The organism is Streptomyces sp. UC4497 (assembly GCF_054871485.1).
The window spans coordinates 61,490-73,471 of the sequence record NZ_JBTYHB010000032.1 but is presented as its reverse complement, the minus strand read 5'-3'; the positions used below and the strand labels follow the sequence as shown (position 1 = coordinate 73,471).

At 69.1% G+C, this 11,982-nt stretch carries 11 protein-coding genes; 6 read left to right on the top strand and 5 right to left on the bottom strand.

All coding sequences use genetic code 11. From position 1 onward, the window contains the following. Positions 1-43: 43 nt before the first annotated feature. The 3 genes from ACYSUO_RS32555 to ACYSUO_RS32545 all read right to left on the bottom strand — a co-directional run bounded on the left by ACYSUO_RS32555 (position 44) and on the right by ACYSUO_RS32545 (position 2,873). Complete coding sequence (locus ACYSUO_RS32555) at positions 44-394, bottom strand: PRC-barrel domain-containing protein (RefSeq protein WP_461779803.1); 351 nt, start codon at positions 392-394, stop codon at positions 44-46. A gap of 224 nt (positions 395-618) precedes the next feature. Further along, positions 619-1,998: an APC family permease gene (locus ACYSUO_RS32550; RefSeq protein ID WP_461779802.1), complete on the bottom strand. Its 1,380-nt coding sequence runs from the start codon at positions 1,996-1,998 to the stop codon at positions 619-621. Then, the gene (locus ACYSUO_RS32545; protein ID WP_461779801.1) at positions 1,995-2,873 is read right to left on the bottom strand and encodes a carbon-nitrogen hydrolase family protein; all 879 of its coding nucleotides are present in this window, start codon (positions 2,871-2,873) and stop codon (positions 1,995-1,997) included. The genes ACYSUO_RS32550 and ACYSUO_RS32545 overlap by 4 nt, the downstream gene beginning before the upstream one ends. Positions 2,874-3,132: 259 nt before the next feature. On the opposite strand from ACYSUO_RS32545, the gene ACYSUO_RS32540 reads away from it, so the two are divergent. Continuing rightward, positions 3,133-4,029: a LysR family transcriptional regulator gene (locus tag ACYSUO_RS32540; protein ID WP_461779800.1), complete on the top strand. Its 897-nt coding sequence runs from the start codon at positions 3,133-3,135 to the stop codon at positions 4,027-4,029. A gap of 142 nt (positions 4,030-4,171) precedes the next feature. Next, complete coding sequence (locus ACYSUO_RS32535) at positions 4,172-6,010, top strand: serine hydrolase domain-containing protein (protein ID WP_461779799.1); 1,839 nt, start codon at positions 4,172-4,174, stop codon at positions 6,008-6,010. 22 nt (positions 6,011-6,032) lie between these two features. Here ACYSUO_RS32535 and ACYSUO_RS32530 read toward each other — a convergent pair whose 3' ends face one another. Both ACYSUO_RS32530 and ACYSUO_RS32525 read right to left on the bottom strand, forming a co-directional pair. Further along, positions 6,033-6,773 (bottom strand): 3-keto-5-aminohexanoate cleavage protein, encoded by a 741-nt coding sequence (locus ACYSUO_RS32530; protein ID WP_461779798.1) that lies wholly within the window; start codon positions 6,771-6,773, stop codon positions 6,033-6,035. Positions 6,774-6,899: 126 nt separating this feature from the next. Then, a complete protein-coding gene (locus ACYSUO_RS32525) occupies positions 6,900-7,802 on the bottom strand; it encodes an alpha/beta hydrolase (RefSeq protein ID WP_461779797.1) in 903 nt (300 codons plus the stop codon). Positions 7,803-8,164: 362 nt separating this feature from the next. Here ACYSUO_RS32525 and ACYSUO_RS32520 point away from each other — a divergent pair, with 362 nt between their 5' ends. The 4 genes from ACYSUO_RS32520 (at position 8,165) to ACYSUO_RS32505 (ending at position 11,978) form a co-directional block, all read left to right on the top strand. Then, positions 8,165-8,644 carry a MarR family winged helix-turn-helix transcriptional regulator gene (locus ACYSUO_RS32520; RefSeq protein WP_461779796.1) on the top strand — a complete coding sequence of 160 codons (480 nt, stop codon included), beginning with the start codon at positions 8,165-8,167 and terminating at the stop codon, positions 8,642-8,644. A gap of 14 nt (positions 8,645-8,658) precedes the next feature. Then, positions 8,659-9,474, top strand: coding sequence for an IclR family transcriptional regulator (locus ACYSUO_RS32515; protein WP_461779795.1), 816 nt, complete (start codon positions 8,659-8,661; stop codon positions 9,472-9,474). Positions 9,475-9,666: 192 nt separating this feature from the next. Next, positions 9,667-11,169, top strand: coding sequence for a 2-hydroxymuconic semialdehyde dehydrogenase (locus tag ACYSUO_RS32510; RefSeq protein WP_461779794.1), 1,503 nt, complete (start codon positions 9,667-9,669; stop codon positions 11,167-11,169). After that, a complete protein-coding gene (locus ACYSUO_RS32505) occupies positions 11,166-11,978 on the top strand; it encodes a 2-keto-4-pentenoate hydratase (protein WP_461779793.1) in 813 nt (270 codons plus the stop codon). Before ACYSUO_RS32510 ends, ACYSUO_RS32505 begins: the two co-directional genes overlap by 4 nt. Positions 11,979-11,982 lie beyond the last annotated feature (4 nt).

Here is an 11,982-nt window from a genome sequence, read left to right as displayed (position 1 = left end):
CGAAGCTCTCGGCCGGCCCCGGCGGTTGTGCGGGTGCGGATACTCAGATGCGGCCCTTGCCGTAGTAGGTGCCGATCTCGTCGTGATACCCGGCGTCTCCGACGTGCTTGTCCTTGTCGAATTCGGGGGCGTCCTTGATCTGTGCCTTCGTGCGGTCGACGTGAATCGTCTTGTTCTTGGTGTCGATCCGGGACACGGTGCCTGCGGGAAGCAGGACATGCTTGCCGAAGATCCACACACCGGTGTCGACGACGAGGTAGGCGGAGCCGACCTCGTCCGAGTGCTTGTCGACCTTGCCGATGCTGCCGTCGGTGGCCTCCACCTTGAAGCCGATCAGATCGACTCCCTGGGTGTGGCCGCTCGTCGGCGGATAGCCCCACATGTTCTCGTTCACGTTCGGCTCCTTCATCGACGATGTACGGCGTGGAGCGCCCTGTTCAGCGATCCCGGCGCTCCTCGGTTCGGCGGGTGCCCCCGCCCCGGGGATGAACACAGATGACCATGGACCAACCGACTTTGCGGTGCTGCGGGCCAACTCCATCCAGCCAGACGTCCCGTGCGGCGCGCGGCATGCGTTCGTGCAGCCACTCGACGTACGGCCCAGGCGGGGATGAGCAGCTATGCGGCGACGGTGTCCGTGGCCGCGGGGTCGTCGTCGAAGGTCATCTCCGGTGCGGGCCGGCGGAAGCCCTTGGTCAGGAAGGCCAGGTAGACGACGCCGATCGCCAGCCAGACGCCGCCGATCCGGAGTGCGACGTCATCGAGCCTCGTGAGCAGGTAGACGGAGACGGCGGTGCCGATGACCGGCATCACCAGGTAGGAGAAGAGGTTGGGGGTGCGGCCTTGTCGGCGTTCGCGGACCAAGTGGGCGATCACGCAGACGTTCACCAGGGCGAAGCCGAGGAAGGCGCCGAAGTTGATGAACGAGGTGGCCGTGGTCAGGTCGAGTTTCATGGCGATGACACCGGCGGCCGCGGTCAGCAGCAGGTTCGGCACGGGCGTGCCGGTCTTCCGCGACAGCTTGCCGAAGACGGCCTTGGGCAGTGCGCCGTCGCGTCCCATGACGTACATGAGGCGGGCGGCGGAGGCTTGCAGGGCGATACAGGAGGCGATGGATCCGGCGATGGTGACGAAGTTGATGATCTCGGCGTACGTCTCGCCGCCGACCTGGACCTTCAGGTGGTACGCGGCCGCGTCGACATCGGTGAACTTCGCCCCGGGATGGACCAGTTGCATCACGAAGGACAGCACGATGAAGATCGCCCCGGCGGCGATGACACAGCCGATGATGCCGCGGCCGATCGTCCTCGCCCCGCCCCTGGCCTCCTCGCCCAGCGTGGAGACGGCGTCGAAGCCCAGGAAGGAGTACGCCGCGATGGCGGCGGCCGCGGTGACCGCGCCGATCGACGTGCCGGAGTTCCACACGGCGTCCGTGGCGGGGGCGGCGGAGCCGTGCTTGCCGAGGAAGACGACGCACAGGGTGGCGAAGAGGACCAGCGACCCCAAAGCGATGAACATCAGGACCTTGTTGACGCGGTCCGCGAGCTTCATGCCGAAGACGTTGACGGCGGTGGTGAGGCCCACCGAGACGATCAGCCAGACCCACTTGGGTACGTCGGGGAACTGGGCGTTGAAGTAGATCGCCGTGATCAGCCAGCCGACCATCGGGATGAAGAAGTAGTCGAGCAGCATCGCCCAGCCGGACAGGAAACCGATGCGGCTGTCGAGCATCCTGCGGGCGTAGGTGTACACCGACCCCGCGCCGGGCACGGCGCGCGCCATCTTCGCGTAACTCAGCCCGGTGAGCAGCATCGCGAGGGTGGCGACGGCGAACGCGGTCGGAGCCGCGCCGCCGCTGGTGGCGGCGACCACGCCGAAGATCGTGACGACGATGCCGGGGGAGATGTAGGCCAGGCCGAACAGGACGACGGAGAACAGGCTCAGGTCGCCCTTCAGTCTCATGGTGTCCCCAGTGTTCCCTGTGGTCTCGCTGCTCATCGTGGTGGCTCCTCGGTGGTGTGGGCGGGGTTCCAGGTGGCGGGGTCGATGCGGCCCCCGTACAGCGGGAGTTCGAGGGCCGGGTCGTCGGGGCGGAACTGGTCCCAGACCCGGTTGAGACCGGCGGTGCCGTAGCGCCGGACGTTGGTGACCTCGTCGAGGTCGATCACGTCGGTGAGGGTGGTGTCGCCGGCATCGACGGTTTCGGCGCGCACCGTGCCCTGTGGATCGATGACGAGGCTGCGGCCGATCCCGGACGGGGCGGCGGCGTTGACGCTGGCGACGAAGACCTGGTTGGTGATGGCGTTGGCGCGGTTGAGGACGACTTCCTGCGCGCGGTCGCTCGTCGGCGTGCGGACCACGTTGACGATCAACTCAGCTCCCATCCAGGCCAGTTGGCGGGAGATCTCCGGGAACCAGGTGTCGTAGCAGATGGAAAGGCCGATGCGGCCGACCCCGGGGAGGTCCACGACCTCGAACCGGTCGCCGGGTGCGGTCGTCTCGTACGGGCGCCACGGGCAGATCTTGCGGTACGCGGCGAGGCGCTCGCCCCGGGGTGAGTAGACCGGTGCCGTGTTGTGGACGAGGTCGCCGGTGCCTCGCTCGTAGACGCTGCCGGGTACCAGCCAGATGCCCAGGTCTCCCGCGAGCTCGGCGAAGGCGGCATCGCGTTTGCCGTCGAGCGGCTCGGCCGCCTCCTGCGGGGCGGCGGGGACACCGGGGGCGCTCTCGCCGAGGTGCAGTTCGGGGTAGACGACGAGGGAGCCGGGTGCGCGCAGTTTCACGCGCCGCTCCACGTCGGCGGCAAAGCCCGCGAGGTCGTCGGCCGGGCGGCCGGGCGCCTGGGCGAGGATCAGGGGCAGGGGGCGGGCCATGCGGGAACACCAGCCAATCGAAGGGACCGCTTGAGGAGAAGGCGGGACTGTTTGAGGAGCGGCCGGAACTGTTCGAGGAGAAGTCGACGGAGGTTCGGGCGCCGATCACCAGAAGTTCCGGTGCGACAAGAATGCGGCCGACCACCCATAGCCTCAAATACTTGATAGGGCTGATTAGCATGCCTGCGAGGCATGCAGGTGTCATGCCTCCTCCGTCTCCATCTCCATCTCCGTCTCCGCCTCCCGAAGGGCCACCGCCATGGAACTCAGAGTGCTTCGCTACTTCCTGACCGTCGTGGAGACGGGTTCCGTCACCAGGGCCGCCGAGGTGGTACACGTCGCCCAGCCCTCCCTGTCACGCCAACTGCGCGGCCTGGAAGGGACGTTGGGGATGACGCTCTTCGACCGCGACGGCAAACAGATGGTCCTGACAGCGGCCGGCCGGCGCTTCCTTCCCCTGGCCCGCGACCTGGTCGCCCGCGCGGACAGCGCCGAGGCCGCGGTCGGTGCGCTGGCCGCCGGTCGCGCCATGCGGATCACCGTGGCGGCGCCGCCCACCACCATCACCGACGTGATCGCACCGTTCCTGGCCACCTGGGGGCCGGAGGATCCGCTCGTCACCGTGCAGGCGGAGAGTCCGGCACGTGCGTACCAGGCACTCGCACGGGGCGCCGACGTGGCCATCTCCTCGTCACCTCCGAGGCGCCGTTTCGCCGGGCTGCCGGTGGCCCGTCTGCCGCTGTGGGCCTACGTCCGTGCCGACCATGCCTTGGCGGACCGGGACCGAGTCACCATCGACGAACTCGCCGCGGAGCCCCTCATCGTCCTCACCCCGGCACACGGCACCCGCCGCATCCTGGACCACGCCGTGCAGGACGCGGACGCCTCGTACGACATCGTGCTCGAATGCGACACCCCGCACGTCGCCCAGGCCATGGCGGCTTCGGGCCATGGTGTCGCGGTGGTCTCCGACGATCCACGCTTCGACCTGCACCCGCTGCTGATCCTCGACAGCACGGGCGAACCGCTGCAGATCCACCTGCACGCGGCGTGGGACGCCGGCCACTACGCGCCGCGCAGCATCGAGGCATTCGCGGCCGGGTTGTCACGCTTCTGTGTCGAGCGGTACGGGCCACAGGTCGCCGACCGCATGTGAACCGCGGCGGCGACTACGTGGAGGTATGCCTGGCAGGCAGCTTGATCAGACCGGGCAGGCATTGGACGGCGGCCCCGGCGCGCCCGACGATGCGGCGATGTTCCGCATCAGCCACCAGCCACCAGCCCGGGAGGCCTCGCCCATGCCAAGACCGTTCTCTGCGCGGCGGCTACGCCGTGCCGCCGCCACCGCCGCCGTACTCGCGGGGTTGCTGGCCTTCCCGCCTCCGACGGTGGCCGCACCCGCCATCTCAAGCGCCGCACCCGTACCGGGTGATCCGCTCGCCGGAAGCGGTGCGGTGAACCGGACCCAACTCACCGCCGCCCAACTCACCGGGGCCAGCGCCCAGGACACCGTGCCCGACAGCGCCTTCGCCCTGCCGACGCAAGCCGCGCCACCCACCCACAGCTTCGAAGGCACCCTCACCCTCGACGGCCTCGCCACCGCCGGCGGCTTCCGCGCGCTGAAGGACCCGGACGGATACGCAGACGCGGCCGCGACCCGGCACCTGCCAACGGTCGACATCGCGCTCGTGCAGAACGGCAGCCACCTCGTCCCGGCGAAGCGCGGATTGCAGTACACGAGGAACGCGGCGTGGAACCTGGCGGTGGGGCCCGGCCGCGCGTGGAACGAGGACGGCGACGGCCAACGCACCCGCGCCTCCTTGCCGTTCGCGCTGATCGAACGCAACGCCAACTGCGTGCACAACGGCGCCTTGACGTTCCTCTTCGACGGCACATCGGTCTCCGAGGTCCGCTACCAGATCACCACGGAGACCTGCGAGTACTTCCAGTTCGACATGTGGGGCCAGGTACCGGCCCACTACCGGCCGGGCCCCGTCGAAGGCGCCGAGAAGCTGCGCGACGCGTACGCCTCCGAGGTCAAGGGCCGGCTTCCGACCAAGCCCCTCTCGGCGCTGGCCACCGACTACCCGGACAGCGGGGTGGATGTCTCGAAGTTCAGCTCCGGCATCACACCGTCCGCGCTGAGCACCTCCGGCCTCTACTTCCGCGGAGTCCACTACGTGGGCAACTGTCGGACCCGGCAAGGGAGTTACCCGTTCTGCGGCCAGATGCTGCTGCCTTCGTACTCGACCGCGAAGTCGGCGTTCGCGGGAACGGCCATGCTGCGTCTGGCGCAGCGCTACGGCCCGGCCGTGGCCCAGGAGAAGCTCGCCGACCGGATCCCCGAGGCTGCCGACAAGGCCGCCTGGAGCGGTGTCACCCTCGACCACACTCTCGACATGGCCACCGGGAACTACACCTCGCCCGGCTACGAGACGGACGAAGCGGGCCGCACCATGGCGGACTTCTTCGCGGCCGAGCCCTACGCCGACAAGATGCGGCTCGCCCTTTCCTTCCCGCGCAAGGCCCGCCCCGGAAGCCAGTGGGTCTACCACACCTCGGACACCTTCCTCGCCACCCGCGCAATGAACAACTACCTCCAGGACAAGGCCGGTTCGGGGGCCGACATCTTCGCCATGCTCCGCGACGACGTACTCAAGCCCATCGGTATCGGACCCGACTCCCTCGTCCCCTCCCGCACCGACAACAGCCCCGACGGGGCACCCTTCGGCGGCTACGGCATGTTCTGGACGCAGGACTCCGTCGCCCGGTTCGCGAAGTTCCTCAACAACGACCACGGTGCCGTGGGCGGCACGCAACTACTCGACCCGACACTGCTCGCGGCCACCATGCAACGCACACCGCAGGACCGGGGCATGACCACCACCGGCACCAAGCCCATGAGGTACCAGAACGGCTTCTGGGGCCGCGAGTTCACCTCCGCCGACAACCCCGCCTACACCAGCCCCTTCTACGTACCCTTCATGTCGGGATACGGAGGCATCACCGTCGCGATGATGCCGAACGGCGCCACCTACTACTACTTCAGCGACAACAACGAGTTCAGTTGGAACGCCGCCGTCGCCGAAGCCGACAAGCTGGCGCCGATGCCCGGTGTGTCAACTGCTGCGAGGTAGACACCATCGAACGCACCCCTGGTCACGGTTGGCTGGGGTGTGCCCGGTGCGACTGCTGGATGGTCTCGCGGGCTGCGTGGACGAGGGCGGCGTTGTCCGGGGCGGGGGTGCCGTCGGGCAGGTGGAGCGCGTCTTCCAGGCCGATTCGCGTGTCCAGGTGTCGGGTGGCCGCGAGGTGCAGGACGGGCCAGGCGGCGGTGTCTTCGCCATGCAGGAGGATCGGCGCGGGAGCTGGTTCGAGTTCGTCCAGCAGGTCCGCAGCGGCGTGGACCGCATCCTGCGGGGCGGTTTCGGTGATCTCGGCCAGGATGCGCAGGACGTGGTGGGATTGGGGCCAGTCCAGGAACCGCCGTGCCGCGGCAGTGCCGGAGTAGATGCCGGCCTCGATGCCGACCCCCCGCTCCAGCAGGGCCGCGGCCACATCGGTGGCACCGTCCTCATGCCAGTTGACGGACGCATGGTCGGGGAGCACGGTCCAGGCCCTCACCTGCGCGGCGCGGGCCCGAGGATCCGCCGTGGCCCACGCGCCGGTGGTGACCCCGACGGGGACGCCCGCCACGGCGGCCCGGACCGCGCCGACCGCGGCGGCGACGACGGCGGCGTCCAGCGTGTCCCGACCGTCGCGGTCCTTGGGGTGCAGATGGATGTCCTCGGCGCCGGCGGCGACAGCCCCGCGGGCCGCTGCCGCCAATTCGTCGGGGGTCACGGGCAGATGGGAACACTCGGCGCGGCTTCGAGCGCCGTTGAGACAGGCCTGCAGCATGGCGCCATCATCGCAGGTGAAACTCGCACATTGATGTCTCCTTGAGCTGGAGAGGCTGGGGGAGTGGTGCGGTTCTGCTGGGCGTCCGGGACCGTACGAGGGGCGGACGAGGGTCCGGCCGGGGCCCTACGAGGGGCATACGTCACCGTGGTCGGGGCTCAGCGTTCCCGGTGTCGCCTCGTGCTGGAGCAGTTCGAAGGCGGCTGCGGCCGCAACCGGCCAGGCGGGACCGCCGGGGTCGACGACGTCGAAGTGGTTCGCGCCCTCGAGGTGGGAGAGGCCGACCGTGTCACCGAGCCCTGTCGCACGCTCGGTGAAGTCACGGGCGTCCGAGATCAGGTAGCGCCTGCTGTCCGCGCTGCCGACGACGACCTCGAGCGGGACGCCGAGCGGGAGCATCTGCATCGGGGACGCCGCCCCGAGGCGCGCTTCGGCCGTCTCGACGCCGTCGGCGTCCGCGCCCAACAGCGTGCGGATCGTGGGCTCTTCGAGCCGGTAGGAGAGGTCGAGGGCACCGGCGAGCGAGACCGCTCCGCACACCGGCAGCGGATCGGGTGTGTACAGGGGGCTGTCATCGGGGATCCGGTGCCGGCCGGCGGCCCACAGGCCCAGATGCCCGCCGGAGGAGTGGCCGACCACCACGACGCGGTCGAGGTCCAGCTGGTGGGGGCCGGCCAGCGCACGGAGGTGGTCGAGGCCGGCGCCGACGTCGAGGAACGTTCCCGGCCACCCGCCGCCCTCGTGGCCCACCCGCCGGAACTCCAGGCTCCAGGTCGCCACTCCGGCCTCGGTGAGCGCGGCCACCAGTGGATCGCCGTAGTTCATGTTCCAGTTCGCGGACCAGCCGCCGCCGTGGACGAAGACGACGACCGGGTGGCCGCCCGGAGCGGTCCGGTCGGGCAGTCGTAGGTCACCGAACTGCAGCGGGTCGTCGCCGTAACGGACGCGGTGATCCGCGGGCTTCGGAGGCAGCCATTCCACGATGTCCTGCTCGGTGGGGTTGGCGTACTCGACCGCGCTGCGGCGCATGGACTTCTCCTCGTGCATGTCGACTCGTGGGCGCCGACTCCTGCATGTCGACGTGGGGTGGATGGATCACGCGATTCGGGTCCCCGAGCTGCGGCCGTGGGCCGGGGCGGTCGAAGAGAAGGACGGAACTGTGCATCAGGCCCACGCCGAGGAACGGTAGGCAGCATACGTCTCATGTTGTCTCTGTCAACGGGTTCGTACGGCGCCGTTCAGCAGGAGTTTTGGTTCACGTCCGGGCCTTGACGCTTGGGAGGTACGACGTATGCTGCCTATATGTTTCGGTCCTCGGCCGGGGCGGGACCGGGATGTCCCCGTCACGGGTCCGCCACTACGCATCCGGCACACACGGCAAGCTGGGAACGATGAACTCCAACGACACTTCCGGATCGGACGAGCCGGCCGACGACCGGCTCCTCGACGAGTTCGATCTCACGCAGAACATCTCCCACCTGCTGCGCCGGGCGCACTTCCGCGCGGAGGCGATCTTCAAGCAGGAGATGGCCGGCCATGAGCTCACCCCCCGGCAGAAGGCGCTGCTCCTCGCCGCTCGCCAGCGGCCCGGGGCGACCGTCAACGAGCTGGCCAAACAGATCGCCCTCGACCGCAACTCGACGGCCGAGATGCTCGGCCGGCTTGTTCAGCAGGGCTTACTGGAGAAGACGCCGGCTCCGACGGACAGGCGGGCCTCGGCCGTATACATCACCGAGGACGGTTCCGATCTCCTGCGCACGGTCATGAGGGACGACCAGCGCGTCGAGGACCGGATCGTCGAGCCGCTTCCCGAGGAATTCCGGCCGCTGTTCCGTAAGTGCCTGCGCATCATGAACGGCCTTGAAGAGTGACGTAAGGGTGCTCCATGCGCAATGACACCTACGACCGCACCAAAGTTCTGGACAAAGCAGTCCTGGTTCTCTTCAGCTTCACCGCCGAGGACCAGGCGGTTTCCTTCAGTGAACTGATGGAACGCACCGGATTTCCCCGGGCGACGCTGCACAGAACTCTCACCGATCTCGTCGCGGTGAATCTCGTCGAACGGACACCGGAACGCGGATATCGGCTCGGCCGTGATCTCTTCCAGCTCGGCATGAGGGCTTTCAACGAGCGGAATCTGCTCGAAGTGGCCACGCCGTTCATGGAGGACGTGTACGAGCGCACCCACCAGACCGTGCACCTCGGCATCATCGATCGCACGGAAGTGGTGTACATCGCCAAGATCGGCGGTCACCGCCAGGCCGTCACGCCCTCACGCGTGGGCGGCCGCATGCCCCTGCACTGCACCGCCGTCGGAAAGGCGCTGCTGGCCCACGCGCCCGACGAACTCCTGGTCCGTGTCCTGCGGGAAGGTCTGAAGCCGAGGACCGGCCGCACCATCGTCTCGGCCCACGTGCTGCGGCAGCAGCTGGCGACGGCTGCCGCCGCCGGTGTCGCCTACGAGTACGAGGAATCGGCCCAGGGCATCGCCTGCGTAGCCGCCCCCGTGCTCGATCAAGGAAATGCTCCGATAGCCGCGGTCAGCGTCACCGGGCCACTTCCCGGATTCCGTCCCGAGCGGCACAGCAGGGCAATCTCTGTCGCCGCCACCGGAATTGCGGCGGCGCTGCGGAGTTCGGAAAGCCGGCAGTGGAAAATCAAGGCCCCCAGTTCCAGTGGCCGGAACTCCGGGCTGGATTGACGCGGAAAGCTGCGCACATACTGGCCTTCACCCCGTGGTGAAGGCGCTGTTCAAAGAAGACCTTCGCCGTTTCATCTGGTTGCCGCGCGGCTCCGAAACCGCCCGGCAGCGACAGGGTGAGCAATGCATGGGCGGTCCCGCGGGACGTCGGCCCATTCTCGGAAACGAAAGGGATTCACCTTGCCTGCGACCTTGCCTGCGCATGAACCGGCCCTCAACGGGCCAGGCGACACCTCGGCCGCCTGGATCAGCAACTTCGTCGACGGGGAATTCGTCGAGCCCGACCCGGGACGCTCCTTCGACGCCGTCGACCCCGCCACCGGGAAGGTGTTCGCGCAGGTTCACGAGGCCGACGGCCCCCTGGTGGACCGTGCCGTCAACGCGGCGCGTCGCGCCCTCGACCAGGGGTGGGCCGACACCGCGGTCCAGGAGCGGGTGGCCCTGCTGCGCCGGGTCGCGGACGGCATCGAGCGCCGCTTCGAGGACTTCGTCACGGCCGAGGTACGTGACACCGGCAAGCCCGTCACCCAGGCACGCACCCTCGACGTCGCCCGCGCCGTGCAGAACTTCCGGGCCTTCGCGGACATCGTGGCCGCGGCCGGCGAGGAGTCGTATCTCAGTGAACTGGCCGGTGGCCGAAGGGCGTTGAACTACACCGTGCGCAAGCCGCTCGGCGTGGTGGCGGTCATCGTGCCCTGGAACCTCCCCCTGCTGCTTCTCACCTGGAAGGTCGCGCCCGCGCTCGCCTGCGGGAACGCGGTCGTCGTCAAGCCCAGTGAGGAGACACCCGGCACCGCGACCCTGCTCGCCGAGGTGCTGAGGGAGGCCGGAGCCCCGCAAGGTGTCTACAACGTGGTGCACGGCTTCGGTGGCGGTTCGGCGGGGCAGTTCCTGACCGAGCACGAGGGCATCGACGGTGTCACCTTCACCGGCTCGTCCGCGACCGGGGCCTCCGTCATGCGGGCCGTGGCGCCGCGGGTCCGCCCGGTGTCCTTCGAACTCGGCGGCAAGAACGCGGCGATCGTCTTCGACGACGTCGATGTGGACGAGGCCGTGGACGGTCTCGCCCGATCGGTGTTCACCAACACCGGCCAGGTCTGCCTGTGCACGGAGCGGGTGTACGTGCAGCGGCGGGTCTTCGACGAGATCGCCGACGGCCTGGTCCGCCGCGCCCAGGGACTGCGGATGGCCGACCCCTGGTCCGAGACCACCACCACCGGCCCGCTGATCTCGCAGAACCACCGCTCCAAGGTCTTCGACTACATGGCATCCGCGGAGCAGGCGGGCGCGACGGTGCTGACCGGCGGAGGCGTCCCGGCGATGGGTGATCTCTCCGGCGGCTCGTGGATCGAACCCACCCTGTGGACCGGCCTGACGAACAAGGACCGGGCGGTCCGCGAGGAGATCTTCGGCCCCGTGGCGGCACTGATCCCCTTCGACACCACCGAAGAGGCCGTCATGCTCGCCAACGACACCGAATACGGCCTCGCCGCCGCCGTGTGGACCAACGACCTGCGGCGCGGCCACGACGTCGCGCAGCGCATGCGGACCGGGATCTCCTGGGTCAACACCTGGTTCACCCGCGAACTGCGTTCGCCCTTCGGCGGGGCCGGCCTCTCCGGCATCGGCCGGGAGGGCGGAGAGCACTCCCTGCACTTCTACACCGAGCCCACGAATGTGTGTGTGCAACTGTGACGACACATGTGACCCCCACCGACGAGGCCCTGGACGCGGCGGCCCAGCGGCTGACCGAGGCGGCCGGCAGCGGCAAGCCCACCTCTCACGTACGGGATCTCCTCGGCCCGGACAACATCGACGCCGCCTACGCCGTACAGACCCGCGTCGTGAACGGACGAGTGGCCGCCGGCGCACGCGTCGTCGGCGCGAAGATCGGACTCACCGCGCCCACCGTGCAGCGCCAATTCGGCGTCGACCAGCCGGACTTCGGCGTCCTCCTGGACGAGGACACCTATGCGCACGCCGAGGAGGTCCCCCTGCGGCGCTTCCTCCAGCCACGGGCCGAAGGGGAGATCGCCCTCGTGCTCGGCAAGGACCTCGATCAGCCGAGGCCCACAGCGGCGGATGTGCTGCGCGCCGTCGACTTCGTCCTGCCCGCCATCGAGATCGCCGACTCACGCATCGCCGACTGGGACCTGACCATCACCGACACCATCGCCGACAATGCCTCGCTCGGCGCGGTCTTCCTCGGCACCACCCCGTACTCACTGCGGGACCTCGACCTCACCCGGATCGGCATGACCCTGGAGCAGGACGGCGAAGCCGTCTCCTTCGGTGCGGGCCACGCCTGCCTGGGGTCCCCTGTCGCGGCCGCCGTCCGGCTGGCCCGTGAACTCGCCGCACGCGAGGGCGGGTTGCACGCCGGAGACATCGTCATGACCGGCGCGCTGGGGCCCATGGTGCCCATCGGCGAACCCACCTCACTGCGGCTGCGCCTGTCCGGACTCGGCGAGGTCGACGCCGTCCTGACGGGAGACCAGTCGTGAGCGC

Bases quoted from the DNA above. Each gene is read 5' to 3' on its own strand.
- ACYSUO_RS32550 (WP_461779802.1), bottom strand. From the start codon at position 1,998: ATGAGCAGCGAGACCACAGGGAACACTGGGGACACCATGAGACTGAAG.
- ACYSUO_RS32545 (WP_461779801.1), bottom strand. From the start codon at position 2,873: ATGGCCCGCCCCCTGCCCCTGATCCTCGCCCAGGCGCCCGGCCGCCCG.
- ACYSUO_RS32540 (WP_461779800.1), top strand. From the start codon at position 3,133: ATGGAACTCAGAGTGCTTCGCTACTTCCTGACCGTCGTGGAGACGGGT.
- ACYSUO_RS32535 (WP_461779799.1), top strand. From the start codon at position 4,172: ATGCCAAGACCGTTCTCTGCGCGGCGGCTACGCCGTGCCGCCGCCACC.
- ACYSUO_RS32530 (WP_461779798.1), bottom strand. From the start codon at position 6,773: ATGCTGCAGGCCTGTCTCAACGGCGCTCGAAGCCGCGCCGAGTGTTCC.
- ACYSUO_RS32525 (WP_461779797.1), bottom strand. From the start codon at position 7,802: ATGCGCCGCAGCGCGGTCGAGTACGCCAACCCCACCGAGCAGGACATC.
- ACYSUO_RS32520 (WP_461779796.1), top strand. From the start codon at position 8,165: ATGAACTCCAACGACACTTCCGGATCGGACGAGCCGGCCGACGACCGG.
- ACYSUO_RS32515 (WP_461779795.1), top strand. From the start codon at position 8,659: ATGCGCAATGACACCTACGACCGCACCAAAGTTCTGGACAAAGCAGTC.